21 protein-coding genes are annotated in these 26,854 nt (G+C 34.5%); 14 read left to right on the top strand and 7 right to left on the bottom strand.

Going from position 1 to position 26,854, the window contains the following annotated elements:
• Positions 1 to 188 precede the first annotated feature (188 nt).
• The 7 genes from purL (at position 189) to BLV91_RS02480 (ending at position 9,385) form a co-directional block, all read left to right on the top strand.
• Entirely contained in the window at positions 189 to 3,842 is a 3,654-nt protein-coding gene (purL, locus tag BLV91_RS02450; protein WP_091429253.1) for a phosphoribosylformylglycinamidine synthase, read from the top strand.
• A 410-nt stretch (positions 3,843 to 4,252) separates the two neighbouring features.
• The gene (locus BLV91_RS02455) at positions 4,253 to 4,477 is read left to right on the top strand and encodes a hypothetical protein (RefSeq protein WP_091429255.1); all 225 of its coding nucleotides are present in this window, start codon (positions 4,253 to 4,255) and stop codon (positions 4,475 to 4,477) included.
• A 119-nt stretch (positions 4,478 to 4,596) separates the two neighbouring features.
• Entirely contained in the window at positions 4,597 to 4,929 is a 333-nt protein-coding gene (locus BLV91_RS02460; RefSeq protein WP_091429257.1) for a hypothetical protein, read from the top strand.
• A gap of 503 nt (positions 4,930 to 5,432) precedes the next feature.
• Positions 5,433 to 6,035, top strand: coding sequence for an SOUL family heme-binding protein (locus BLV91_RS02465; RefSeq protein ID WP_091429259.1), 603 nt, complete (start codon positions 5,433 to 5,435; stop codon positions 6,033 to 6,035).
• 405 nt (positions 6,036 to 6,440) lie between these two features.
• A complete protein-coding gene (locus BLV91_RS02470) occupies positions 6,441 to 6,848 on the top strand; it encodes a nuclear transport factor 2 family protein (protein ID WP_091429261.1) in 408 nt (135 codons plus the stop codon).
• A gap of 406 nt (positions 6,849 to 7,254) precedes the next feature.
• Positions 7,255 to 7,767: a hypothetical protein gene (locus tag BLV91_RS02475; RefSeq protein WP_091429265.1), complete on the top strand. Its 513-nt coding sequence runs from the start codon at positions 7,255 to 7,257 to the stop codon at positions 7,765 to 7,767.
• Between the two features lie 619 nt (positions 7,768 to 8,386).
• On the top strand, positions 8,387 to 9,385 hold the full coding sequence (locus tag BLV91_RS02480) for a sterol desaturase family protein (RefSeq protein WP_091429267.1): 999 nt from the start codon (positions 8,387 to 8,389) through the stop codon (positions 9,383 to 9,385).
• Between the two features lie 168 nt (positions 9,386 to 9,553).
• On the opposite strand, the gene BLV91_RS02485 is transcribed toward BLV91_RS02480, so the two are convergent.
• Both BLV91_RS02485 and BLV91_RS02490 read right to left on the bottom strand, forming a co-directional pair.
• Complete coding sequence (locus tag BLV91_RS02485; protein ID WP_091429269.1) at positions 9,554 to 10,045, bottom strand: DUF4920 domain-containing protein; 492 nt, start codon at positions 10,043 to 10,045, stop codon at positions 9,554 to 9,556.
• 199 nt (positions 10,046 to 10,244) lie between these two features.
• Positions 10,245 to 12,719 carry a zinc-dependent metalloprotease gene (locus BLV91_RS02490; RefSeq protein WP_091429272.1) on the bottom strand — a complete coding sequence of 825 codons (2,475 nt, stop codon included), beginning with the start codon at positions 12,717 to 12,719 and terminating at the stop codon, positions 10,245 to 10,247.
• A gap of 341 nt (positions 12,720 to 13,060) precedes the next feature.
• Here BLV91_RS02490 and BLV91_RS02495 point away from each other — a divergent pair, with 341 nt between their 5' ends.
• Positions 13,061 to 14,251 carry a BaiN/RdsA family NAD(P)/FAD-dependent oxidoreductase gene (locus tag BLV91_RS02495; protein ID WP_091429275.1) on the top strand — a complete coding sequence of 397 codons (1,191 nt, stop codon included), beginning with the start codon at positions 13,061 to 13,063 and terminating at the stop codon, positions 14,249 to 14,251.
• Between the two features lie 64 nt (positions 14,252 to 14,315).
• Here BLV91_RS02495 and BLV91_RS02500 read toward each other — a convergent pair whose 3' ends face one another.
• Together BLV91_RS02500 and BLV91_RS02505 are read right to left on the bottom strand one after the other, a co-directional pair.
• A complete protein-coding gene (locus tag BLV91_RS02500) occupies positions 14,316 to 16,067 on the bottom strand; it encodes an adenylate/guanylate cyclase domain-containing protein (RefSeq protein WP_317039672.1) in 1,752 nt (583 codons plus the stop codon).
• A gap of 86 nt (positions 16,068 to 16,153) precedes the next feature.
• Positions 16,154 to 16,552, bottom strand: coding sequence for a hypothetical protein (locus tag BLV91_RS02505; protein ID WP_091429279.1), 399 nt, complete (start codon positions 16,550 to 16,552; stop codon positions 16,154 to 16,156).
• 171 nt (positions 16,553 to 16,723) lie between these two features.
• Between BLV91_RS02505 and BLV91_RS02510 the strand changes: the two genes are divergently transcribed.
• From BLV91_RS02510 to BLV91_RS02525, 4 genes are all read left to right on the top strand, one after another.
• Entirely contained in the window at positions 16,724 to 17,611 is an 888-nt protein-coding gene (locus BLV91_RS02510; RefSeq protein WP_091429281.1) for a YitT family protein, read from the top strand.
• An 88-nt stretch (positions 17,612 to 17,699) separates the two neighbouring features.
• Positions 17,700 to 18,326 (top strand): HD domain-containing protein, encoded by a 627-nt coding sequence (locus BLV91_RS02515; RefSeq protein WP_091429283.1) that lies wholly within the window; start codon positions 17,700 to 17,702, stop codon positions 18,324 to 18,326.
• 144 nt (positions 18,327 to 18,470) lie between these two features.
• On the top strand, positions 18,471 to 18,914 hold the full coding sequence (locus BLV91_RS02520; protein ID WP_091429285.1) for a hypothetical protein: 444 nt from the start codon (positions 18,471 to 18,473) through the stop codon (positions 18,912 to 18,914).
• A gap of 166 nt (positions 18,915 to 19,080) precedes the next feature.
• On the top strand, positions 19,081 to 20,856 hold the full coding sequence (locus BLV91_RS02525; RefSeq protein ID WP_091429288.1) for an AMP-dependent synthetase/ligase: 1,776 nt from the start codon (positions 19,081 to 19,083) through the stop codon (positions 20,854 to 20,856).
• A 335-nt stretch (positions 20,857 to 21,191) separates the two neighbouring features.
• On the opposite strand, the gene BLV91_RS02530 is transcribed toward BLV91_RS02525, so the two are convergent.
• The 3 genes from BLV91_RS02530 to BLV91_RS02540 all read right to left on the bottom strand — a co-directional run bounded on the left by BLV91_RS02530 (position 21,192) and on the right by BLV91_RS02540 (position 23,404).
• Positions 21,192 to 21,446: an FUSC family protein gene (locus BLV91_RS02530; protein ID WP_091429290.1), complete on the bottom strand. Its 255-nt coding sequence runs from the start codon at positions 21,444 to 21,446 to the stop codon at positions 21,192 to 21,194.
• Positions 21,447 to 21,628: 182 nt separating this feature from the next.
• Positions 21,629 to 22,465 carry a DUF2971 domain-containing protein gene (locus tag BLV91_RS02535; RefSeq protein ID WP_091429292.1) on the bottom strand — a complete coding sequence of 279 codons (837 nt, stop codon included), beginning with the start codon at positions 22,463 to 22,465 and terminating at the stop codon, positions 21,629 to 21,631.
• 168 nt (positions 22,466 to 22,633) lie between these two features.
• The gene (locus BLV91_RS02540) at positions 22,634 to 23,404 is read right to left on the bottom strand and encodes a hypothetical protein (protein ID WP_139262258.1); all 771 of its coding nucleotides are present in this window, start codon (positions 23,402 to 23,404) and stop codon (positions 22,634 to 22,636) included.
• A 442-nt stretch (positions 23,405 to 23,846) separates the two neighbouring features.
• On the opposite strand from BLV91_RS02540, the gene BLV91_RS02545 reads away from it, so the two are divergent.
• The gene (locus BLV91_RS02545; protein WP_091429299.1) at positions 23,847 to 24,323 is read left to right on the top strand and encodes a MarR family winged helix-turn-helix transcriptional regulator; all 477 of its coding nucleotides are present in this window, start codon (positions 23,847 to 23,849) and stop codon (positions 24,321 to 24,323) included.
• A 64-nt stretch (positions 24,324 to 24,387) separates the two neighbouring features.
• Entirely contained in the window at positions 24,388 to 26,778 is a 2,391-nt protein-coding gene (locus BLV91_RS02550; protein ID WP_091429302.1) for a 3-hydroxyacyl-CoA dehydrogenase/enoyl-CoA hydratase family protein, read from the top strand.
• Positions 26,779 to 26,854 lie beyond the last annotated feature (76 nt).

Raw genomic sequence — 26,854 nt, forward strand, 5'->3', positions numbered from 1 at the left:
TTTCACAAACGAAAAATAAAAAAAAGACCGCAAATTCGAAAATTAAAAAGCTAAAAACTCAAAGATAAATAAAGCGATTTTCAGTATTTATTTAATTGTTCGATTTTGTTAAATACTTTGTATTTCACATTTGCTCTTACTACTTTTTTAAACTAAATTTGCACCGTAATACAACAAACTACACAACAATGATCCATTTCTTTGAAAACCAAAGCAAAACTGTTTTTGCAGTACAATCGCAAAACGAAATTTCGGCTCAAGACATTTCAAAACTCAATTGGCTTTTTGCCGACTCCCATAAAATAGAAAAATCCGTATTGACGGATTTTTTTGTTGGTCCTCGTGCCACAATGATTACGCCTTGGAGTACCAATGCTGTTGAGATTACTCAAAATATGGGGATTTCAGGTATCATTCGAATCGAAGAATTTCACAAAGCAACGGCTGATTTCACTGATTTTGACCCGATGCTTTCTCAAAAATATTCCGAATTAAATCAAGATATTTTCACCATCGATATCAAACCAGAACCTATTTTGGACATTGATGATATCGCAGCTTATAATAAAGCCGAAGGCTTAGCTTTGAGCCCGGAAGAAGTGGAATACTTGGATAATTTAGCAACTAAATTAGGTCGTAAATTAACGGATTCTGAAGTTTTTGGTTTTTCACAAGCCAATTCAGAGCATTGTCGTCACAAGATTTTCAACGGGAAATTTATAATTGATGGTGTTGAAAAAGAATCTTCTTTATTCAAACTAATCAAGAAAACTTCTGCTGAAAATCCACACGATATTGTTTCAGCATATAAAGATAACGTGGCATTCGTAAAAGGACCACGCGTACAACAATTCGCTCCAAAAAGCGCTGACAAACCTGATTTTTATGAAGTAAAGGATTTTGATTCTGTTATTTCATTAAAAGCTGAAACGCATAATTTCCCAACAACTGTAGAACCTTTCAATGGAGCGGCAACAGGTTCAGGAGGAGAAATTCGTGACCGTTTAGCAGGTGGACAAGGTTCTTTGCCATTAGCAGGAACAGCGGTTTATATGACTTCTTACTCAAGATTAGAAGAAAACAGACCCTGGGAAAACGGAATGACCGAAAGAAAATGGTTGTACCAAACCCCAATGGATATATTGATTAAAGCTTCTAACGGAGCTTCTGATTTTGGAAACAAATTCGGACAACCGTTAATTACAGGTTCTGTCCTGACTTTCGAACATGAAGAAGATGCTCGTAAATTAGGTTTCGATAAAGTGATTATGCAAGCTGGTGGAATTGGATACGGAAAATTAGACCAAGCCATCAAGAAAAAACCACAAACAGGGGACAAAATTGTCATCTTGGGTGGAGAAAATTATAGAATCGGAATGGGTGGTGCTGCAGTTTCTTCTGCTGACACTGGTGCTTTTAGTTCAGGTATTGAATTAAATGCAATCCAACGTTCGAATCCAGAAATGCAAAAACGTGCTGCTAATGCCATTCGTGGATTGGTAGAAAGCGACAACAACCCAATTGTATCGATTCATGATCACGGAGCTGGAGGACACTTAAACTGTCTTTCGGAATTAGTTGAAGATACAGGTGGATTAATTGATTTAGACAAATTGCCAGTGGGTGACCCTACTCTATCAGCAAAAGAAATAATCGGTAACGAGTCTCAAGAAAGAATGGGATTAGTTATTGGTCAAAAAGACATTGACACTTTACAAAGAATCGCTGACAGAGAGCGTTCTCCAATGTATCAAGTAGGTGACGTGACGGGCGACCATCGTTTTACTTTCGAATCAAAAACAACTGGTGCTAAACCGATGGATTTTGCATTGGAAGACTTTTTTGGAAGTTCTCCTAAAGTGGTAATGACTGATAAAACAATCGATCGAAATTACGCTGATTTAGAATACAGCATTAAAAAAATATCAACCTACTTAGAACAAGTATTGCAGTTAGAAGCAGTGGCTTGTAAAGACTGGTTAACAAACAAAGTAGACCGTTGTGTAGGTGGAAAAGTAGCCAAACAACAAACTACCGGACCTTTGCAATTACCATTAAATAACTGTGGTGTAATGGCCTTGGATTATTTAGGTAAAGAAGGTGTTGCGACTTCAATAGGGCATTCGCCCGTTGCGGCATTGATTGATCCTGTTGCAGGAAGCAGAACTGCCATTGCCGAAGCATTATCAAATATTGTTTGGGCACCCATCAAAAATGGTTTGGAAGGAATTTCACTTTCGGCTAACTGGATGTGGGCTTGTAAAAATGAAGGTGAAGACGCTCGTTTATACGCAGCGGTAGAAAGCTGTTCTAATTTTGCAATTGAATTAGGAATCAATATCCCAACAGGAAAAGATTCACTTTCGATGAAACAAAAATATCCAAACGAAGAAGTGATTGCACCAGGAACGGTTATCATTTCAGCAGGTGGAAATTGTACTGATATCAACAAAGTAGTAGAGCCTGTTTTACAAAGAGACGGTGGTTCTATTTATTATATCAATCTTTCTCAGGATGATTTCAAATTAGGTGGTTCGTCTTTTGCACAAACGTTGAATACTATTGGGAAAGATGCACCAACAATTAAGGACGCCGCTTTTTTCAAAAAAGCCTTCAATACGATGCAAGAATTAATTCTTGACGATCAAATTCTTGCTGGACATGATATAGGAAGTGGTGGACTGATCACAACTTTATTAGAAATGTGTTTTGCTGATTTGAATTTGGGAGCTAAAATTGACTTCTCTGTTTTTGAAGAAAAAGACATCATCAAATATTTATTTGCTGAAAACATAGGAATTGTTTTCCAAGCGAAAGACGATGCTACTTTAGAAAATAAATTAAAACAAAGCGATGTTGCTTTCTATAAATTAGGAACGGTAACCTCTGATGAAAGATTAGACTTTGGTCCTTGTGGATTAAGCATCCCACAATACAGAGACATTTGGTTTAAAACTTCATTTTTGTTAGACCAAAAGCAATCTAAAAACGGAACAGCGCAAGCGCGTTTTGACAATTATAAAAACCAAGCTTTACAGTTTACTTTCCCAGCACATTTTACAGGAAAGAAACCCGTAATCGACTTCTCAAAACCACGTCCAAAAGCGGCAATTATCCGTGAAAAAGGAAGTAACTCTGAGCGTGAGGTTGCTAATGCGATGTACCTTGCTGGTTTTGACGTTAAGGACGTTCACATGACTGACTTGATTTCAGGACGTGAGACTCTAGAAGACATTCAATTTATAGGAGCTGTAGGTGGATTCTCTAACTCAGATGTTTTAGGTTCAGCCAAAGGTTGGGCAGGAGCATTTTTATACAACGAAAAAGCCAATACAGCATTGAAAAACTTCTTTAAAAGAGAGGACACTTTATCTGTTGGAATTTGTAACGGTTGCCAGTTGTTTATGGAATTAGAAGTGATTAATCCAGAGCATGAAGTACACGGAAAAATGCTTCATAATGACAGCAATAAACACGAAAGCATCTTTACCTCAGTTACGGTGCAAGAAAACAATTCAGTGATGTTGTCTACGCTTTCTGGAGCGACATTAGGAGTTTGGGTATCACATGGTGAAGGAAAATTCAACTTGCCATTAGCCGAAGACCAATACCAAATTGTTGGTAAATACGGTTATGATAGCTATCCAGCAAATCCAAACGGATCTGATTACAATACAGCAATGCTTTGCGACACTACAGGTCGTCACCTAGTTATGATGCCACATATTGAGCGTTCTAATTTCCAATGGAACTGGGCGAATTACCCGGCAGGTAGAAACGATGAAGTTTCTCCTTGGCACGAAGCTTTTGTAAATGCAAGATTGTGGATAGATAAAAAATAATTTCGTTGATTTACTATATAGAAAGCGTTCCTGAAAAGGAGCGCTTTTTTTATGGGTGAATTAAAGGCTATTACAATATTTGTCAGAAAATAATTATTATATTTGAACATAACTAAAGTCTGCCGTTTATCAGACCTATCTACCCAATTTAAGGATGATAGGTCTGATAGAGCCAGTCCTGTATACTAGTTATAGGGCAGTTGTGCCGAAATTACGCAGGTATATCCAATTTGAAAATAAGCATTTGTTTCCGCCGAAAGTTTACAAAGCAGAAGCGTGAAAATTGGAATCGACAACAGAAGTCGGAAAGTTGGAATCTGAACATAAACATACGAAAAACTAAAGCGTGAAAGTTGGAACTTGAAAAGGAAGCAATAAATTGTTCGACGAAACTTTAATTAATAGCAAGAATGAAATATATTCAAGATGAAAATTCATCAACGTTAATTGTTACTTTCATTGTTTTTGTGATTATCTGTTTTTTTATTGTTAAGTGGGATATGTATGAAACAAAAAAGTGTGAAATTGAAGGAGAATATAGAGAATTATTATCAAAAGTTAGGTTGCGTGGTGCTGTAATAATGATTCTAATTGGTGTTTTTTCTATATTAAAAGAGTTATATAAACGATTTTGAAGTATTGTAACTCTACAAACAAACGTATAAAATTTGCGATTTAATTGCAATTTCGACAAAACAACCGCCCTATAACACACGCTACCATAAAGTTTAGAAAACCGAAAAAAAACAGAAATATGTTAGAAACGATTATATCAGGATTAATATTAATGATTGTAAGCGGACTTGCTTTTATAGCATATAATCATCCTGATTTTTACGCAAGAAAAATAGATTCTGTTTTATTTTTAATATTTTCAAGTTTTGTATGTTTAAATGTTTATAATTCAACTCTTGAAAAGTCTTTTTCGATACTTGAAAAAACTATTCCAAAAGAAAAGAGAATGATTGCATATAATCTTTTGACAGAAAGCAAAATATCAGACAAATATGTTTTTGGTGGTTATTTAGCAATAACCTTATATCTATGTCTTTTAGGTTTACTAAAAGTAATGAGAAATAAGACTTAGAAAAAAAACCAAAACAGAAAACTAACAACGCAGAATTTAATTAATTGTGTTAAATCTTTTTTATTCATTATTATTGTTTTTTAAAAGTGACAAAATCAAACCGAAAAGAGAAACCGTATGTATGGTAACACACGTTTGTACTTACTGCGGGTTTAGTGGAATCTTCGTCCCCTCTGGCGCTCGTTTGTCCGTAACTCTGGTGCTTGCTTGCAGCGAGTACCTACTTAAATTAAAAGGTAAATCGTAGCGTTTGCAACGCGGCTCATTCCAAAATAGAGAATCTTGACCAAAGATATTGCTTCACATTTACTCGTTACGCTACTTTATTCGACTAAAAGCACATACAGTTGTTCTTGTAGATTGAAATTTAGTAGAATCACCATTTTTAATTCGTATTTTCGTTTAGCCGAAAATACTCGGTTACATAAGCTGCAAACTGATTGAGAAGCAAGAATGTAGGTAGTCATTAAAAACAAAAATAGTTTTATACTTAAATTTAAGCAATGAAAACAATATTAATCATACTCGCAGTAGTCGTTTTGGCCTTTATTATTGTACAGCTCTATGCCATAAATGGACAAAGAAATATTGAAAGCTATCCTTATGTAGTCAATAAAAAATATGATGCTTTTGAAATACGCAGCTATGAAGCAACTTTGTTTACTTCTGTGCAACTATCCGGTAATAAATATAAAGATGCTTCTAGTAAAGGGTTTTCCATTTTAGCAGGATACATTTTTGGCGGAAATAAAAAGAATGAAAAAATAGCGATGACTTCGCCTGTAGCTATGTCTTTGGACGACTCCATGACGATGATGTTTATGGTTCCAAAGAAATTTAAAAAAGAAACGCTTCCACAGCCTAACCAATCACAGATTAAATTTCGGGAAGAACCTGCAAAAACTGTCGCTGCAATCAGCTTTGGTGGTTGGGCTAATGATGAAAAAATAGAAAAGTACAAACAGCGATTAAAATCAGCTTTAGATGCCGAAGGAATAGCCTATACAAATCGATTTTACTTTTTAGGATACAATCCTCCATTTGAATTTTTTAATCGTAAAAACGAGATTATTGTTGAGTTGGAAAGTGATGCCCTAGCGCAATAAAATGATTATGCCCCTCTGGTTCTCATTTACAATGAGGACCTACTTTTTTTTGAAAACAAAGTATAGCGTTTGCAACGCGGCTCATTAAAAAAATGAATCTTGGCCGATGATATTACTTTGCCAGTTAGTAGCCATTCGTAGCTTCCTCATTCAGCTTGGTAAAGTTGCATTGAAATCTCCCCTATTTACCCATTGCGCCACATTACTCAACTAAAAACTGCCAAACTACCACCAGAACAGTTCTTTATCCATTTCCATGTTTAGTTTAATTCCAGTTTTTTATCGTATTTTTACATACCCTAAAACATTAGCTTTCATAAACTTACAAATCTACTACAGCCAGCTGGCAATTATTGAGTTCTTAAATAATAATTAGAAAAATATAATTAAACTAAAAACAAAATCATGACAGCAAATCAAAACCTTCAAGTAATTGACAATTTATACAAAGCTTTTTCAACTAGTGATATGCCCACTGTTTTGGGATCAATGGATTCTAAAATCGAATGGAATGAAGCCGAAAGTAATTCGCTTGCAGACGGCAATCCCTACATTGGTCCAGATGCAATTTTAGAAGGCGTATTTGCACGTCTTGGAGCGAACCACGAATACTTTGCGTTAAAAGATGTTGAAACTCACAGCATGAGTGATAATAAAGTCTTAGCTACCCTACGATATGATGGTAAAGTAAAGGCAACAGGAAAAACCTATAATGCACAAGCCGCACATCTATGGACGCTTAATGACGAAGGTGCAATTACTGCCTTTCAGCAATATGTAGATACGAAGAAGTTAGCAGACTCTGAAAAGTAATTACAATACTCCTCCCTTCTGATGCTCGATTGTATCGAGTATCTATTTCAATTAGAATGAAAACCTAGCGTTTACATGGCTGATAATTAAGGTAACCACACAGATTGGTTTCTTTTAGCCTGAAATAGTAAGTCGATAAAAAAATTCTATAAACTAAAAAGTTCCAAAAAACACTCCTGATAACATATTGTTATAGATCATTGGAATGTTTAAATTAGCGCAAAGTCAGGAAACTTTATGCAGCTAGAATTGATAGTAATCCCCAATACTCGCTATCCACCTACAGCTAAAACATCTATTTATCCCTTTGTAAATTGAATAGAATTACGGTTTTAATTTGTATTTTCGTAAAACTTAAAAGGCTCGTTTTAATAACTTGAAAAACGGCTAGAACCACCAGAACATCATGGAAAAATATTTGCGCCAATTAATTTCAATAGTATTTGAAGATCAAAAAGAAGTCTTTACTGGTTTTCTAATTGACTGGACCGAAGATTGGATACTACTAAAGAATAATCCCGTTGATTTTATAATTGATGGTTACACCATTTTGAAAAATAAAAATGTGAAGTCCATTATTCAAGATGAAGATTATGAATTCACAGAAAGAGTAATCAAACTTAAAGGTTTAAAAACAAGTGCTGAAGAAATAATTCCACTTAATGATTTACCTACAATTATTAATTTTCTCGCAAACAAGTACGAGATTTTCCAAATTGCAAAAAAATCTGACAAAGCGGTTTATCTTGGTAAACTTATTGAACTCAATGATGAAGAACTGATTATCGATTTCTTGGGAGCTGAAGGGAAATTTGACGGTGAAATGGATTTTAAGCTAAACAAAATAAGAGTAATCGAATTTGACACTGATTATATTAACTCATTGAAATTAATTATCGCAGAAGATAACAAGAACTAAGCAGGTCTCCCACTGGCGAATGAATCTTTTCGTGTGTTATGTGTTTAATAAAAGCTTTATTTTCTATACTTAATGTACATTCTGTTGCTTGCTTGCAGTGAGTTCCTACTTAAATTAAAAAGCAATACGCAGCACTTGTAACTGGCTTATAAAAAAAGGGATCTCTTTTTTATGAGATTCCTTTACTAATTCTCTTTACCTCTACTGTCTTCCTTCAACAGCAGGACAAGATTATACTTAATTTACTCCTAGCATTTCATTATTCGAATAACAGCAAGCAAACCACCAACAGTAGTTTACGTAGCTCTGGATTTTAGTGCAATCACCGTTTTCATAACTCTCAATAATTAATGGCTTGAGAACGTTGACACTAATTTAACGTAACATTGTCGTAGCATTAAAGTATAAAAAACTATCTTCGAAAAAATCAATCTATTCAGTTAGATAAGAGCTTTTTTTTTGCTTTGGCCCGAAATTTATAGCAGAAACAGCAAAACACCATACTATTTACAAAATAGGATATTCAGCCAGATAGCCCTCACTAGTTTCGTATTTCGAATCCTTAAAAAAATGAGCAAGCTCAACAAGACCCCAAATAACTCCATTATAATATTACTACATGAAAGAAAATCCATTAACTATGGAAATGCTGTTAGATCAACTAATAGGATTGAACATTATCGAACTTGCAGCCATTCCAATGATTTTACTTGTCGTCTTAGAGTGGATTCTAACAATTGTTCAAAAAAAAGATTATTATAATAGCTTAGATACTGTATCGGCTACATTTATTGGTCTTGTGAATGTGGGTATCTCCGCTTTATTAAAAATAGGGATTTTTGCAACTATGCTATTTTTTTATAATGTCGTTCCCTGGAGTATCCCACGTGAATGGTGGGCATATATTCTTTGCATTATTACTATAGATTTTTTTAGATACTGGTCACATAGATTAACCCATGTTAATCGTTTTTGGTGGGCAACTCATGTTACACATCACAATTCAGAAAAATACAATTTGTCTGTGGCTTTTAGGCTGGGTTGGACACAACACATCAAATTCATATTCTTTATTCCAATAGTTTTAATGGGATTTGACCCTGTGCTTTTCTTTATATGTCATCAAATCGAAGTACTCTATCAATTCTGGATTCATACGGAATATATTAGAAAATTACCGGCTCCCCTAGAATACATCTTTGTTACACCTTCTCATCACAGAGTGCATCATTCAACAAATGATAAATACCTAGATAAGAACTTTGGGTCAACACTTATTATTTGGGACAGAATCTTTGGAACTTTTGAAGCAGAGGAAGAACAAACCCTTTATGGAATTACGGTACCAATTAACTCTTATAACCCGATTACTTTAAATTTTCACGAATGGAAGGACATTTCCTCTGATGTAATTAAAAGTAGGTCATTAAAAGAAGCATATGCAATGCTATTTACAAGCCCCTCTAAATTAGAAGCTGTAAAGACTGAATTCAATTCGATTAATTTCAAAGTAAATCAAAAAGAAGAATCACAAAGTAAGAAGCCTGATTTTATAAAAGTAAATAAAATTGTTAAAACAAAAGATAAAGCAGAACTGGTCGAGGAACAAGTTTTATAAAAATTAATCTTATAGCACGGATCTGTTTATCCGTGCTTACTAAGTATATAAACCAAGGGAATCTGCTTAGCGAAAAAGTTCAAGAAAACTGATAATCAATACATCTTGGTATTGATTATTGAACTGCTCACTGATTGCAAATCCGTATTATCCGATACTTTTTTTCAATTATTTTTTTATTAAAACACCATCAGCCATAAGTGAATACTTTGTTTTTGGCGCAACGATACTGTCGATAGCAGCTTGAGATTTACCGCCGTCTTTGGCATAATGTTTCAAATCTTCGATACTTTCAACACTTACATACGCTTTTCCGCTAATTACAACTTCTTCATCGGTAGCATTTTTAGGAACGAAAAAAGCATAGTCCTTAAACTTAACAAACACTTCTTTATCATTGGATAGATCCAAACTCATCCAGCATCCTTTCTCCTTACAAACTTCTTTTATTTTAGACTTGAATTTTACATCAATTGTATCTCCCTGAGCAAGTTGACCAAATTTGGCTAACATCTCTTCTTTTGACAAAGCATTTTCATCTGAAATACTATCACCAAAAGTAGCGTATGCCACTTCCTTTTTCATTTCCTGAACTTTATCTTCTTTTTTACAACTCATTAATGCCAGAACCGAGCAAGCTATTACAATTGACTTTTTCATTATTATCTTTTTTTGTTGCGAATTTATTTTTATAACTCACAAAAATAGTAGAAAAACTGAAACATAAAGCTTATACGCTATCTATTTTAAACTATAAAGCAAAAAAACACTTCTTTGCAGAAGTGCTTTATATATATATTTATCAAATAAATGAATCTTAAATAACAATTCACTTGTACAAATTGATGTACAATTTATACTACTTAGGGTCTAAAATAAGTTCAATTCGTTTGATAATGTCTTCATAATGGTATTTAGTTTCAGTATTTAGGATGCCACTTTTTGCTTTAACTAATATCGTTTTTAATACATTCAGTTCTCCTCTCACTAATGCTTGAAGGTCTGATTGCGATACATTATAATATCCTTCTGATTTATCTGATTTTATTTCTTCGGTCATTAAATAGTTCATCCTTTCAATGTAAGCACGTTGCAGGTTTCTACGGTATATAACCGTATTTGTTCCCGTAATTGCTTCTTTCCAGATCCCCTTTCTCATATCACGAAGCAAATCAAGTGCCTTATAATTACTGGCCCCCATTACTTCTGCATCCATTAATCTGCCTATACGGCCAAAACTCAAAACATTATTTAAATGGCGTGCCTGCAGATTTCTGAACATTTCAGTATAGCCCGAATAATCTATGTTTTTTAAAGTCGAAACATTGACTAACCAAGTTGGAGCGTTAAATGCATTGTCCTGCAACCACTGCATCGCTTGTTGTTGCTGCAATTTGGGAACAATTTCATATACATTGCCTTTTTGGTTCGGCTTTTGAAGGTTTTCATGTACTCCACCCACATTAGTCACAACATGCCCCACATACCTACTCCATACATCTAACATTTCTTTATACAACTCGTCTAAATCTTCGTAGTTATTGGTTACATCACTAGTCCATTGAGACAAATGAGATGCAACAAACTGCAAGTTTTTCATACCGTAGGTACTGGCTTTCATAGAATTGTCACCTATATCTTCTGTTTGTGAAGTGGGATCAAAACTACTGCTCTGTTTTCCGAATTTATACATTGGATTAGCCGTTTTTTCCAAAATCCATTTATCCAATGTCGCTCTCTCCGATTCAGGCGATTTTGAATTTGGAATTACACGGTATCCCCAGTTAACGGCATAATGATCATAAGCTCCCATTTGACGTATAAAACGAATGTTTTTGTCACCTGGTTGTGCAATGTAATTGAATCTCGCATAATCCATTATACTGGCTGCAATTCCGTTTTTTTGCGTAAACGCTCCGTCTCTGTAGCTTTCCGTTTCATAAGCGCAGCTGGCTCCCATATTATGAGGAAAACCAAGTGCGTGCCCTACCTCATGTGCTATCACCATGCGCATCATATCTCCCATTTCTTCGTCACTGGTATGTAAGGTACGTGCAGAAGGATTGGCTGCTCCTGTTTCTAATAAATATCTATTTCTGTACGAACGCAAATGATTGTGATACCAAATCACATCACTCTCGATTATCTCTCCCGTTCTTGGATCTGTTACACTTGGACCTACCGCATTACGAGTTGTGCTCGCAACATATCGAATCACTGAATAACGAATGTCTTCTGGACTAAAATCAGGATCTTCCTCTTTTGTTGGTGCGTCTTTGGCAATGATGGCATTTTTAAATCCAGCTCCTTCAAAAGGCTTTTGCCATTCTTCGATTCCCAGTTTGATGTATTTACGCAATTTTTCAGGAGTAGCAGGATCTAAATAATATACGATTGGCTTTATAGGTTCCACTAATTCTCCTCGAGCATACGCTTCAGGATCTTTAGGTTCCAGTCTCCAACGACGGATATAGGTTTTACTGTCTGATTTTAATTCATCGCTTCCATAATCGAATTGGCTCATGGTAAACCATCCTACTCTTGGGTCAGCTAATCGAGGTTGCATTTGCTTCTCAGGAAGCAAAATCATCGATTGATTCATCTGAATACTTATCGTTTCAGAATCTTCTAAAACTGGTGGTTTTGAAGCATTATAAGTAAAATCTTGAACAACTTCGATGTTCATTGGAAAACTGCGCATCGTATTGATAAAGCTTCTCGAATCATCAAGTCCTTTCACTTTATAGGCCTCCCTCATAGCTCCTGACAACCCACTGATCGATTTCATATCAGTACTGTAAAATTTAGTTACATCAATTACGGTGTTAGCTGAATCTTTGCTAAAAGCGGCAATATCAAAGGCAAACAAGGTAGGTTCGTAATTATTTGATTTGACTGAAATACTGATGGGCAAACTATCATTAGCAACTGATTTATAAGACTTCAGTTTGATAAGTATTTTATCCTGAAAACGTTGCCAAACAATTAGTTGTTCATTAGTCTCTGAACCTGCATTTACATAACCACCACCTAAATTAGAAGGGAGTTTAGACAAACGACTTACTAAAAGCATATCCTTATCTAATAGAACATTAGGGATTTCAAAATAATATTTCTTGTCTACTTTGTGAACTGTAAACAGTCCCGGATCAGAAATTGCGTCTTTAGTAATTACCTTACTGTACTCTTTGATGGTAACTTCAGACTTTTTTTCGGGAGGAGCTGGTGCAGCCACTTCCGTTTTCTTATTTTTCTTGCGCTTTGACTGTGCAAATTGCGATGTTGGCGCGAGCATAATTGCTGCGACTGCGGTTAAAACGAGAAATTTATTCACTTACTGGTTATTTATAGTTTTCGGAATCAAAAATATCTTTTAACGGCAATATATTGATTGAAGAAGATTTCTTTAACTTATTATTAACAATTGTTCCAATTACGACTACTATTCACAGTGAATGACCGTACTTTCCATTTTATATCTAAAAACCACTTCCATATACAGCAGAATTCCCTATCACGCATCATTCATTCAGCGAGCCTACTAATTAATTCTCCGTTGATTCTATTTAAGTTATTCAAACAAAACCACGATCGATTATATCTGATTTGCTATCGTATCAACTAATAAAAAAAGGATTACGGCTTTAATCCTTAAACAAAGAGTATTTTTGCAGGGTGAAGAAATCAGTCTCAATTATTGGAGGAGGACCTGCAGCATTTTTACTCGCCGCATTTCTCGATCCGCAGAAGTTCAATGTTAGCATTTTTGAAAAAAATAAAACCCTTGGAAGAAAATTCCTTGTGGCCGGAAAAGGCGGATTTAATCTTACCCATTCTGAACCCATAGCGCAACTGATAGAACGCTATACTCCATCTGATTTTATTCAGGAAGCCCTACTCGATTTTGATAATGACGATTTTCAAAAATGGATTGACCTCATGGGAATCCCTACTTACATAGGTAGCAGCAAACGTGTATATCCTGAAAGCGGAATCAAGCCAATTGCCGTGTTAAACGCAATTCTTGATGTCCTCAATAAACGAGGTGTTGCTATTCAATACCAACATAGTTGGAAGGGCTGGAATGCAAACCATGATCTTGTTTTTAATGATTCCACAGCAATTAAGGCTGACCACACTATTTTTGCCCTTGGCGGCGGCAGCTGGAAAATAACTGGCTCTGACGGAACTTGGCTTAATTTATTCCATAATAAAGGGGTTGATGTTGTTCCTTTTAAAGCCTCAAATTGCGCTTACGCTGTCAACTGGGAAAGTAATTTCATCGATACATTTGAGGGAACTGCGCTTAAAAATATAGCCATAAGCTGCGGTGATAAAAGTCAAAAGGGAGAAATGGTGATTACGCGTTTTGGTTTAGAGGGAAATGCTATTTATGCCATCAGCCCGCAAATACGGGAAGAGCTTAACAACAAGCAAAAAGCAACGGTCTATCTGGATTTGAAACCAACATTGAGTTATGATGATTTGCTTCAAAAGATAAAAAAGTCAAACATAAAAAAGACGAGCGAGAAATTACAAAAAGAGCTCAAATTGACCCCTGCGCAAGTTGGACTTTTGAAAATATTTCTTTCGAAAGAAACCTACCTCAACTCGGAACTTTTAGCACAAAACATCAAAAAACTCCCTATAGAAATCTCGGCTTCTGCACTATTGGATGAAGCCATATCAACGACTGGCGGCATTAAACTAAATGCCTTAGATGACAATTTTCAATTGAAAATGATGGAGAACCACTATTGTATTGGAGAAATGATAGACTTAGATGCTCCCACGGGAGGCTATTTACTTCAATCTTGCTTTAGCATGGGTGTATATCTTGCACGACACCTGAATTCCATTTCCTAATTTTCGTCAGACAAAACAAATGTTTAGTAGAAGCATTCTTGCTAGCAATCAAATTTCTACTTCATTAAACAATAGTTAATTGATTGGCTTTTGGATTATTTACGAAGTACATTTTCATCATTCCCCTATTTTTAACTTCAACCTCACCTCTATAAACACAATCAAAACTATCTTTTATCAACTCATAGGTGTTTTCAGAAATATTGATTTTTCCGGACTCAGAGTTTGATTCCATGCGGGAAGCGATGTTGACAGAATCACCCCAAATGTCATAAGCAAATTTCTTCGTTCCCACCACTCCAGCAACAACTGGACCTGAATTAATTCCGATACGGATTTCAAAACGGGTGTGATTTAATGGATTATTATTTCTTGAATCTCTAACAAATTCAATCATTTCAAAAGCAGCAAAAACCATTTTAAAAGCATGGTCTTTCGTTGGAAAAGGCAATCCGCCTGCACACATATAACAGTCACCTACCGTTTTAATTTTTTCCAAATTATACTTTTCAATAATTGTATCAAATTTCGAAAAATAATAATCCACAATTTCTACTAATTTCTCTGGAGGAAGCTTTTCAGCATAATGAGTAAACTCTGCAAAGTCAGTAAACAAAACAGTCACTGATTCAAATTTTTTGGCTAATACTTTTCCGTTTTTCTTTAACTCATAAGCTGTTTCCAGCGGTAGAATATTAAGCAATAAACTATCTGATCGATTTTTTTCTTCTTCAATAATGACATTGGTTTTCTCTACAAACTTATACCGCCTGTACATTCCTAGTGCAAGTAAAAAAACAAGAAATAGCGAAATAAGTGATGAAGTCATTAAAATCTGTCGGTTTTTTTTTCCCTGATTTAGTAAGTCGACTTCAGACTGCTTTTTTGAAACTTCAAAATCAGTTCTTAAATCAGCCATTTGCTGCACTGACTTTATATTGGTAACACTATCTCTATAAGCGATATGATCTTTATAATATTGGAAAGATTTCGTGTCATCTCCTTTTTTTTGATACAGTTCTGAAAGTTTAAGATTAGAGTTGCTTATTTGTTCCTTCAAGCCATATCTTTGGGCTAGTATCAGGCTCCTCTGCGCATAATTGACTGCAATAACCCATTCGTTTTTCTTCAAATAAATATCTGACATATAAGTTAGATAATCTGAAATCGCGTAATAATCCTTTAGCTCTTCCAGAATTTTTATGGCTTCAGTTATGTAGGTTTCTGCTAGATCATTTTTCCCCTGCTCAGCATATACCATCCCAATGTTTCCAAGGTTATAAGCAGAACCAATTAAGTAGTCAGCCTTTTTAAAAAGACCTCCTGACTCTTCAAAATAGGCTAAGGCCAAATCATATTTCTTATCTTTTAAATATTCATCACCAGCGTTTAATAATACCGAAGCTAAGCCAATAGGATTATTCGTTTTTCGCAATAAGCTGATTGCTTTGTCGTAGTATTCCATCGCATTTTTAGAATTCCCCATCACGGAATACACATCAGCAATTGAGGAAAATGCAGTTCCTTGTCCTGCAATATATTTTGCTTTGGTGGCAGCCTCTTCACTTTTAAAAAAAGCATCTAAGGACTTATTCAAATTCCCTGTAATTCTAAGTTTAGTTCCTTTTTGAAAATACCCTCGATGCAGGTATAAATAGTTGTTTTCTAATTTTGATAGTCTAATCAGCTCTTCAGCATATCGTAGCGATAAGTCGAGATCGTTTACTTCATTAAAAGATAAATTTCGTAGTAATTCGAGTTTTTCAATATTTCCAAGGTTCCCTTCCCTGTAAATTTTAACAAGGCTATCAGCCACTTTTTGTTCCTGCGCGAACATAGACGAATGAAAAGAAAACAAAAAAAGGATGACTTTAAAGTAATATTTTAAAACACGCGGTTTCATTATGGATTTATCGCTAGTTTGGGGTCTATATGGTACTGACCTCCACGCTTTTTTTCGCCATTATAAACTGTAAAAAACAAAGTATACGTTTCATGATTACCATTGGTATCTTTCTTCACAGCTGCAGAAACTTTTTCAGGATGGCCATGCCCTTTCATGTTATCTTCTTTAAAAACATTATTACCACTGTGGTGATGCACTTTGGTAATATTGACTATATCCGTTTCTGGGGTGCTACTGGATACTCCTTTCCAGATAATAGTATCCCCTACTTTTGCCAAAGTTGAAAAGTCTTCGTTACTAATTCCCGGTTCTTGCCCAAAATTGCTGCAAGAATCTACATTTTTTTCTGAAATTTTACTGGTGTCAACATGTAGTGTGACGATTACATCTGCCATGATTACTCTATTTAAAGGTTAATATATTCTGCTGTAGAAACTATTAATTTAAAAATGGCTGGGGTACCAAGGAGTAAAAAATTACTCAACTGTCTAATTACGAGGTAAATATAATATTTATTTTTAAAATAAAGTGGTATATTTATTGGATTTTAATCCAAATTAATCCTCATGAATATTGCCCATCAATCAATAGACTGGAAAGAAATACTTCATCCTAAAAATATTCTATTAAATTTAGTGGGTGTGGCGTTTATTACCTTGGCATTAAAAGGCTTTATGATTCCTAATAAATTTCTTGATGGCGGTATAATAGGTATTTCAATTCTTGTACATGAAATCACACATTTACCTTTTGGAATTCTGGTACTCGGTTTAAATTCACCGTTTTTATATTTAGGTAAAATGTTGCTGGGCAAAACATTTGCTATACAAAGTTTGATGACGTTTTTACTAATAGCAGCAAGTATGACTTTTGTTCATATTGATGCCGTAACCACTGACCGTCTTTTGATTGCACTTTTTGGTGGTTGTCTTATTGGGATTGGAATGGGTTTATGCATCCGCAGCGGATCAACTGCTGATGGTGTAGAAATTCTGGCCTTGTTAACTACACGAAAAATTGGTCTAAACGTATCTGAAGTTATCTTTGCCATGAATACCTTGTTGTTTTTGACAGCAGCCTGGTCCTTTGGGATTGCCACTGCCTTATATTCAATAGTTACTTATTTTTCGGCCATTAAATCGCTTGATTATATCGCCCATGGTTTAGAACAATACACTTCCTTAAACATTATTTCATCTAAAAGCGACGAAATTAAAGCGATTATTGTGCAAAAATTTGGTAAAGGAATCACAGTTATCAAAGGCGAGCGCGGCTATTTGCCAGATACTTTTGACAAAAAAGTAGATTGTGACATCATCGTTACTGTAGTCACCCGACTTGAACTCCTTCGAATCAAAGATGAAATACGAAAATTAGATCCCAGAGCATTTATGTTTATTCAATACATCAAAGAAGCAAGTGGCGGCATTCTGAGGAACAGGCAAAAACATTAGTTCTTTAAATAATATCGAGAAGCCAGAAAACACAATAAAATCAGCCGTTTACGTATCAATTTTTAGCCCCTTGTAATACTATCAAATTATGAAAAACTGGAATGCCTTGTACGCAAACGTCCTAGAAAGTCTGAAAATGCAATTGTCTCCATTTCTAATGTATCACCGCTGGAAACACACACAACATGTGATAGAATTAGCAGAACAGATTGCAAAGCATGAGCATATTACTGAAGATGAACTTCTATTGCTAAAAACGGCTGCACTATTCCATGATGCTGGATTTATCAGTGGCATTTACGTGGGACACGAGGAAGAAGGCGTACGAATGGCTGAAAATATATTACCCGATTACGGATACAACATAAAAGAAATTGAAATCATTGCTGATATGATACGAGCCACTATTATCCCTCAACAACCGAAAACCAAATTAGAATGTATCCTTGCTGATGCAGATCTTGAATACTTGGGAACCACTAATTTTGAGCACCTAGGAAATATTCTATATTTAGAACTGAGACATTTTCATCCTAATCTTAGCTTAGATGAATGGAACGAAATGCAAATTAATTTCCTGCAATCACACGTTTACCATACGGACTATTGCATTCAGAATCGAGCGCCATTGAAAGAAAAAAATCTTAATCGCCTTATTAAAAAGAGGGTAAAACAAGAAAAACTGCAAACACAATCCCGGAAACGATCGAATTAGTCCTCATGATGGAATCTCTCAGCAAAGAATAGATTCCGAAATTCAATGAACAAAACTTTCTTGTCGCCTTTTTTTATGCGATACTATTTGCTCAAAAAAATAGCTTTACCTAGATTTGATTCCTTCTTTAAAATCAAATCTAGTATGAAAAACCTTAATTTCCTGATTGTAGCCTTAGTACTTTTAGCTACTGCTAGTTATGCACAAAAAGCAGAAAAAATCACTGCCAAAGGCGGAATCCATTACATCACCACATCAATTGATTATCCCATAACGGGAACTTATTTATTTTCAGGAGAAGCAGAACCTATCGTGCAACTCAATCCAGATGGAACAGGGATTTTTCAGTTGCATGATTTGTCAAAAACCAACATCGACTGGGGAATGGAATGTTTTGAAAACGGCACACCCAAATACCAAAAAGGTTTTAATTATGCTGTGTACTCACTTTGGTACAAAAACAGAGAGGAAAATGATGCCGAATGGACTTACGCCCACTTCTCTATTCACTTCCAAAAGAAGAAAATGTTCATTTCAGGCGAAAGAAGTAAAGACTACTCAGATCCGGCAACAGAAATAGCTAACTAGTCCATAAACAGCCATAATAACGATAATCAACTACTTAAACAGTGGTAAAAGAAATCGATTTCGTTAAAATATGATAATGTGGTTAATTTTTTACATTTATTTTTTCAAAAACAAAAAATTTCACTATTTTTTATTTAATTTGCGAGTCAATTCAACATTTTGATTAATGACTTCTATAACCAGACTCTTTGATTTTCCTTATTATCAGCAAGATAAATTCACTTCAATTCCTGACGCTTTAGTAACAAAGCACGATGGGGTTTGGGTAAAGACTTCAACACAAGAATATATCGCAAAAGCAAATGCCGTTTCGAGGGCACTTTTGAGAATGGGTATTCAAAAAAATGATAAAGTCGCCCTTATTTCATCCAGTAACAGGACGGAATGGAACATCATGGATATTGGTGTTTTACAAACTGGAGCACAAACTATTCCCATCTACCCTACTATTACTGAGGATGATTACGAGTACATCCTGAATCATTCTGAAGCCATGTATTGTTTTGTGTCTGATGTTGAAGTATTAGCAAAAGTAAATGCAATAAAACATAAAGTTCCTTATCTAAAAGAAGTGTATTCCTTTGACAACATTGAAGGCTGTAAAAACTGGAACGAATTACTAATTCTTGGTCTTGACACAAGCAACCAAGACGAGGTTGAAGCTCGAAAAAACAACGTTAAAACAGACGAATTAGCGACTATCATTTATACTTCAGGGACAACAGGAAAACCTAAAGGAGTAATGCTTTCGCACAAAAATATCGTTTCTGATGTACTAAATAGTGCTCCTAGAATTCCATTTGAGGCAGGAAGCAGCAGAGCTTTGAGTTTCCTACCCGTTTGCCATATATTCGAAAGAATGATTTTGTATTTATACCAATATTATGGTGTATCAATCTATTTTGGAGAAGCCATTGATAAAATCAGTGACAATTTAAAAGAAGTAAAACCTACCGTTATCACAGCTGTTCCTAGACTTTTAGAGAAAGTGTATGACAAGATTTATGCAAAAGGTACTGAATTAACTGGCATCAAAAAGAACCTTTTCTTTTGGGCTATTGATTTAGGATTGCGTTATGAGCCTTATGGTGCAAATGGTATGTGGTATGAAATGCAACTTAAAATTGCACGTAAATTAATTTTCAGTAAATGGAAAGAAGGTTTAGGTGGTAATTTAGATTTGATGGTTTCAGGGAGTGCGGCATTACAACCTAGACTAGCGCGTATTTTTGCTGCAGCTGAAATTCCAGTAATGGAAGGTTACGGATTAACAGAAACTTCGCCAGTAATCTCTGTAAATGACATGAGAAATCACGGTTTTAGAGTAGGAACTGTAGGTAAAGTGATTGACAACGTGGAAGTACTAATTGCCGAAGACGGAGAAATCCTTTGCAAAGGACCTAACGTGATGATGGGCTATTATAAAGACGAAAAATTAACTAATGAGGTAATCGTCGACGGTTACTTCCATACAGGTGACATAGGGATTTTTGACAAAGATGGTTTCTTAAAAATCACTGACCGTAAAAAGGAAATGTTTAAAACCTCAGGGGGAAAATATATTGCACCACAAATCATTGAAAACACGATGAAACAATCTCGTTTCATTGATCAAATCATGGTTATAGGTGACGGACAAAAAATGCCAGCTGCCTTCATTCAGCCTAATTTTGATTTTGTAAAAGAATGGGCAACCATTCACGGAATCGATGTGGGAGTGAGCAATGAAGCAATCATTTCTAATGAAAAAGTAATCGCAAGAATCCAAGAAGAAATTGACCACTTAAATTTGAAATTTGGAAACTGGGAAAAAATAAAACGATTCGAACTCACACCAGAGATTTGGTCTATTGAAGGAGGGCAATTGACTCCAACCTTGAAACTGAAACGAAAAATAGTGATGGAAAAATACATCGATCTATTCCATAAAATATATAATTAAACAAAATGAAAAACTACGAATTGCAATTCGTGGTTTTTTTATGTTTTTTTTTGAAAGTTGGTTTGCTAGGCTTTTGGGGATTTCAAAGTAGAAAAAAAAATTTTGATATAGCTTACTAAAAACTCACCAAAAATTTATCCTCAATGTTGTCATGCTGACGAAGGATTCACCTCAGTCCTTGTGTATTTTAGTTTTTTTGAAATCCAAGGTAGAGATAAAACCTCCGCTAATGTTTCGCCTTTAAGCCAGTTGATAATGAAATACTGTTGCCATATTTTTGTCAGTAAATTATCGACCTGTTAAAAGTCCTATAAGTAGTCTCTTTCTATTATTGGTCATTTCAAATTTCGTTCCTTTAAAAGTTCTTCTAAGTCTTTACTTCTTTTATTTTTAGGGTCATTAATCATTTTGTAGATAAGATACAAAGGGATTAATGTAAGCATTCCCCAACTGTTTTTAACAATACTATAAAATATTACCCCTACTAAAATCCCAATAATCAAAGCATTCGTAATTGAAAATGATCTCGTTTTTTTTGCTTCGTCTAATAATTCTTGGTCAGTTAATTCTGAAAGCTCTTTGTTTGTCATTGTTTATTTTGTTTAATGCTATTTATTGAGTAGTGGTTAGTATAACGTTCCAGCGCTACAAGCAGTTTGGGACTAAATTAAGCCCTATTTTCGGATTTGCCAAATCATCCCAAATACAAAACCAATTTCAAATTAAGCCTAATACTCAAATTACTTGTAGCGTGTGTTGGCAGATAGTTTACTTAGTTAGTTATCTCTTCAAAATCTAATTTTACTACTAAAGGATGTGGTTTTACTTCATATATTTTAATATGTGGGTATTCTTTTTTTAGGATATGCATAAGTAAATTATAATAATGAGGATCTTTACTTTTCATAAGTTGTCCAATATAAATTTCTTTAACATCCTTTTTATCAAACTTTATTTTTCGGTCAAATGAATTAGAATTTATAGAGACTGCTCTAAATTCTTTTTCATATTTCCAATCATAATATTTCCAACAATATTCAAATACCATAGTTAATGATTTTTGGATAATTTCCTTAACATCAGTTTTTATTGCCACATTTTTTAATTCTGAAATAACTTTCGAAATATTGTCGTTTGAAGGTTTGTAATCTTTTAGATACGCAACATGACTTTTAATTGCAATATTTGTATTTTGAAGTAATGATTTGTTTTCAAATTTTAAACAAAATCCAGAATAACTATTTGTATAATGTCCCCACATTAATGGATTATTATTTACAAGACTAAAACAACAAACACCTATGTTTTCGCGATGTTTTTTTATGCCTTCACCTCCTTTAATTATGTATTCTTCTCTATTGTTCAAACAATCAAAAGGATCATTAAAATGTTTTGGACTTGAGAAATATAAATAGCCATCTAAAAGTGAATTTAAACTTAATTCATTTTTCCCATAAAATTTATATAAATGTTCTGGGTTTATGAATTGTTCACCTTGTTTTGTTATTGAAGAAATATAACCGCCAACTCTTTCTAAACTAAAATTATGCGAATAAATATAGTCTTCATATTTCCACTCTATATTTAAGGTAAGTTCTTTTTCGTTCATGAAAGTATTGTTATTTCTAATTCCGTTTTTTTAAATGACCGCCAACGTTATGCCACTTTGAGATGGCTGAAAGTTCGTAACCGCTCAATTTTCGGCTTAACGAAAACTTGGTGCGAAACGATAATTCCACTAAATTCCAGCTATATCAAAACAGCGGTTGTGCGACGTTTATTTGTAGTAATCGTATTCATATCTATATTCATTTAAGCCAGATAATGAATATATATTTTCAACGTACTTTTTGATTAAATCATTTTCTAAATATTCATAAACTTCATAATTTCCATTTATTTCTTTCCCATTTTCTATGTCAAATAATTCTCTTTTGATTAGCCTGTTTTTTGAATCATAATAGAAATTGTTTCCATTTTGACCATTAGTTTCATTATAAATAATTTTCGTTATTCGATTTTTTGTGTAAGTTGAATTTGAAGAAAATCTTAATTTTTCATTGTTATAAGATTCTGTTTTAAATTCATTTTTGTTCTCATCAAAAAACGAAATATTTTTTCTGTTTTTTAGAAAATCTCCATTTATTAACGAAATTATTTCATTTCCATTATTTCGCTTTTCAAATATCGTAGTTTGAGATATTTTGTTTTCAGAATACATTATTTCTTTATTCTTAAAATTTGAATCATCATAAAAAAACTGAAATATTAAATTACCTTTTTCATCTTTAATGTTCAAAAGGTTTTGATTTTTATCATATTCCTTTATCCATATTGTTGGTTCTTTAAATGAGGAATGCGTGGATGTTTTTTTAATTAATTTTCCATTGTCATTGTATTCGTTAGATTCAGATGTTTTTAAAAATACAGCAGAAGTAAAATTGTCCATTGATTTAAATAAAACATTACCTTTTAAATCATATTTAGATAAAGAAACTAGATTGTTTTTGTTATCAAAAATTCTCACTTCTTTTACCTTATTTTTCACAATAACACTATCAGTATTCGTTTGGCAAAATGAGTTAAAAGTGATCAAAAATAAAAGTAATATGTTGATTTTCATTGGTTTTTTGGTTAAATGTCGCACAACTAGTATATAACATCAAATGTATACAACTTTTCTTGCCATTCAAATAAGCGCTGTAATTTCTTTCAGCTGTTTAGCACTCTTTTTCCCTTGAACCCAGAGCTGCATGAGGGATGGAAGTGGCATCCTTTTATAGCGCGATAGCGATATAAAAGATACAACGGACAGCCCGACCTGTAGTTTTAACGAAAGGACATGCCCAAAAAACAAGTTAATAAACCACCTAATTTTCTCTTATTCAGTGGTATTTTTCTATATTTAATACTTTTTATAAAAAAATAATTGAATTTATTATGCGTGCATAGTATTTTATTTCTTATATTTGAAATCGATATAGTTACCTATGAAAGACAAAACAATAGATTACATCCTCCGCGCTACTTGGCAAGCGGTTGCAAGAATGTATAACGAAGAAGCTTCAAAATACGATGCCAGTATGGCCACAGGTTTTGCATTGCTGAGCATTGATAAAGAGGGAGGAACTCCTTCGACAGCTTTGGGACCTAAAATGGGTATGGAAGCCACTAGTTTGACCAGAACCTTAAAATCTATGGAAGATAAGGGATTGATCATTAGAAAGAAAAATCCAGAGGATGGTCGCGGTGTTTTGATTTACCTAACTGATTTTGGTAAAGAGAAAAGGGAATTGTCAAAGAATACCGTTTTGAAATTTAATGAAACTGTGAAACAACATATCTCTGACGAAAAACTCCAACACTTCATTGAAGTAGCCGAGACGATCAACGAATTGATTCAAGAGAAAAACATATTTACTCAAACTGAAAATTCAGAAAGCGATAGTACTATCAGTCTGAAATAAAATTAAGAATGTCAATACTCCCAATACCTATTGGGATCTAATATAAAATAAATATAAACCACGTATGAAACGCACAATTAAAAAAGTTGCAGTGATAGGATCCGGAATTATGGGTTCAGGAATTGCTTGCCATTTTGCCAACATTGGAGTTGAAGTTTTACTTTTGGACATTGTTCCAAGAGAACTTACTGATGCCGAAACTAAAAAAGGTCTGACTTTAGAAAGTAAAATCGTTAGAAACAGATTGGTAAACGAGCATTTAGCTAATTCCCTGAAATCAAAGCCCTCTCCTATTTACAGTCAGAAATTCGCTAACCGAATCACGACTGGAAATACTACGGATGATATGGCTAAAATTACCAATGTAGACTGGATTATTGAGGTGGTAGTAGAGCGTTTGGACATCAAAAAAATGGTTTTCGAACAAATCGAAAAATTCAGAAAGCCAGGAACTTTGGTTACTTCAAACACATCTGGAATTCCAATTCACTTTATGAGTGAAGGAAGAAGCGAAGATTTTCAAAAACACTTCTGCGGAACTCACTTTTTCAACCCTGCGCGTTACTTAAAATTATTTGAAATTATTCCTGGACCACAAACTTCATCTGAGGTTTTGGACTTCCTTACTATATACGGAGAGAAATTCTTAGGTAAAACTTCGGTTGTTGCTAAGGATACTCCTGCATTTATTGGGAACCGTGTTGGTATTTACGGAATTCAAAGCTTGTTCCATTTGGTTAAAGAAATGGGCTTGACTATTGAAGAAGTAGATAAATTGACCGGACCAGTTATTGGCCGACCAAAATCAGCAACTTTCAGAACGGTAGATGTTGTAGGATTAGATACTTTAGTACATGTTGCTAACGGAATCTACGAAAACTGCCCTGATGACGAGCAACACGAATTGTTTAAACTACCTGATTTCGTCAATAAAATGATGGAGAACAAATGGTTTGGTAGCAAAACTGGACAGGGTTTTTATAAAAAAGAAGGAAAAGAAATCCTGACTTTGGATTTAAACACTTTAGAATACAGAGCGTCTAAAAAAGCATCGTTTGCTACTTTAGAACTTACCAAAACAATTGACAAACCTATTGACCGCTTTAAAGTTCTTGTAAAAGGAAAAGACAAAGCAGGTGAATTTTACCGCAAAAGTTTTGCTGGTATGTTTGCTTATGTATCAAACAGAATTCCAGAAATCTCAGATGAACTTTACAAAATCGATGATGCTATGAAAGCAGGATTCGGTTGGGAAAATGGTCCATTCGAAATTTGGGATGCTATAGGTGTCGAAAAAGGAATCGAAATCATGAAAGCGGAAGGCCTTGCTCCTGCTGCTTGGGTAAATGACATGCTAGCTGCCGGAAGTAAAAGTTTCTATACTATTAAAGAAGGTGCTACTTATTTCTACAATATCCCTACAAAAGCACAGACTAAAGTTCCTGGTCAAGATTCATTTATCATCTTGAACAACATACGCGAAAGCAAAAAAGTATGGAGCAATAGCGGTGCAATTATACAAGACTTAGGAGACGGAATCTTGAACTTAGAGTTCCAGTCTAAAATGAATACTATTGGTGGTGATGTTTTACAAGCGATCAATAAAGGAATCGACTTAGCCGAAAAAGAATATCAAGGTCTAGTTATAGGTAACCAAGCAGCGAATTTCTCTGTTGGTGCTAATATCGGAATGATATTTATGATGGCTGTTGAGCAAGAATATGACGAATTGAACATGGCTATCAAAATGTTCCAAGACACGATGATGCGCGTGCGTTACTCTGGAATTCCAGTAGTGGTTGCACCTCACGGAATGACTTTTGGTGGTGGTTGCGAAATGAGCTTACATGCTGATAAAGTAGTCGCTGCTGCAGAAACTTATATGGGATTAGTTGAGTTTGGTGTTGGAGTAATTCCTGGTGGTGGAGGTTCAAAAGAACTAGCCTTGCGTGCTTCTGATTTGTTCCACAAAAATGATGTGGAGCTGAATGTATTGCAAGAGTATTTCTTGACTATCGCTATGGCTAAAGTATCTACTTCTGGATACGAAGCTTTTGATACTGGACTTTTACAAAAAGGAAAAGATATCATTGTAGTAAACAAAGACCGTCAGATTGCGGAAGCTAAGAAACATGCGTTGATTATGGCTGAAGCAGGTTATACACAACCTATTCACAGAACGGATGTTAAGGTATTAGGAAAACAAGCATTGGGAATGTTCTTAGTAGGAACAGACCAAATGGAAGCTGGAAAATACATATCAGAACACGACAAGAAAATCGCAAACAAACTGGCTTATGTAATGGCTGGTGGTGATTTATCTGAGCCTACAATGGTAAGTGAACAATATTTATTAGATCTAGAACGTGAAGCTTTCTTGTCACTTTGTACAGAAAGAAAAACACTAGAAAGAATCCAGTTTATGTTAACCAAGGGGAAACCACTTAGAAATTAGAAAATAGAAAAAAGAGAATAGAATATAGATCAAAGACGACACGGAAAGTCTATTTTCTATTCTCTATATTCTCTAC

Origin of the sequence: Flavobacterium degerlachei, assembly GCF_900106645.1 — a bacterium.
Taxonomy (GTDB): Bacteria; Bacteroidota; Bacteroidia; order Flavobacteriales; family Flavobacteriaceae; genus Flavobacterium; species Flavobacterium degerlachei.

Excerpts from the sequence above, each read along its gene's own strand:
- BLV91_RS02470 (WP_091429261.1), top strand. The coding sequence starts at position 6,441 with ATGACAGCAAATCAAAACCTTCAAGTAATTGACAATTTATACAAAGCT.
- BLV91_RS02550 (WP_091429302.1), top strand. The coding sequence starts at position 24,388 with ATGAAACGCACAATTAAAAAAGTTGCAGTGATAGGATCCGGAATTATG.
- BLV91_RS02505 (WP_091429279.1), bottom strand. The coding sequence starts at position 16,552 with ATGGCAGATGTAATCGTCACACTACATGTTGACACCAGTAAAATTTCA.
- BLV91_RS02535 (WP_091429292.1), bottom strand. The coding sequence starts at position 22,465 with ATGAACGAAAAAGAACTTACCTTAAATATAGAGTGGAAATATGAAGAC.
- BLV91_RS02515 (WP_091429283.1), top strand. The coding sequence starts at position 17,700 with ATGAAAAACTGGAATGCCTTGTACGCAAACGTCCTAGAAAGTCTGAAA.
- BLV91_RS02510 (WP_091429281.1), top strand. The coding sequence starts at position 16,724 with ATGAATATTGCCCATCAATCAATAGACTGGAAAGAAATACTTCATCCT.
- purL (WP_091429253.1), top strand. The coding sequence starts at position 189 with ATGATCCATTTCTTTGAAAACCAAAGCAAAACTGTTTTTGCAGTACAA.
- BLV91_RS02545 (WP_091429299.1), top strand. The coding sequence starts at position 23,847 with ATGAAAGACAAAACAATAGATTACATCCTCCGCGCTACTTGGCAAGCG.
- BLV91_RS02485 (WP_091429269.1), bottom strand. The coding sequence starts at position 10,045 with ATGAAAAAGTCAATTGTAATAGCTTGCTCGGTTCTGGCATTAATGAGT.
- BLV91_RS02460 (WP_091429257.1), top strand. The coding sequence starts at position 4,597 with ATGTTAGAAACGATTATATCAGGATTAATATTAATGATTGTAAGCGGA.
- BLV91_RS02465 (WP_091429259.1), top strand. The coding sequence starts at position 5,433 with ATGAAAACAATATTAATCATACTCGCAGTAGTCGTTTTGGCCTTTATT.
- BLV91_RS02455 (WP_091429255.1), top strand. The coding sequence starts at position 4,253 with ATGAAATATATTCAAGATGAAAATTCATCAACGTTAATTGTTACTTTC.
- BLV91_RS02475 (WP_091429265.1), top strand. The coding sequence starts at position 7,255 with ATGGAAAAATATTTGCGCCAATTAATTTCAATAGTATTTGAAGATCAA.
- BLV91_RS02480 (WP_091429267.1), top strand. The coding sequence starts at position 8,387 with ATGAAAGAAAATCCATTAACTATGGAAATGCTGTTAGATCAACTAATA.
- BLV91_RS02525 (WP_091429288.1), top strand. The coding sequence starts at position 19,081 with ATGACTTCTATAACCAGACTCTTTGATTTTCCTTATTATCAGCAAGAT.
- BLV91_RS02520 (WP_091429285.1), top strand. The coding sequence starts at position 18,471 with ATGAAAAACCTTAATTTCCTGATTGTAGCCTTAGTACTTTTAGCTACT.
- BLV91_RS02530 (WP_091429290.1), bottom strand. The coding sequence starts at position 21,446 with ATGACAAACAAAGAGCTTTCAGAATTAACTGACCAAGAATTATTAGAC.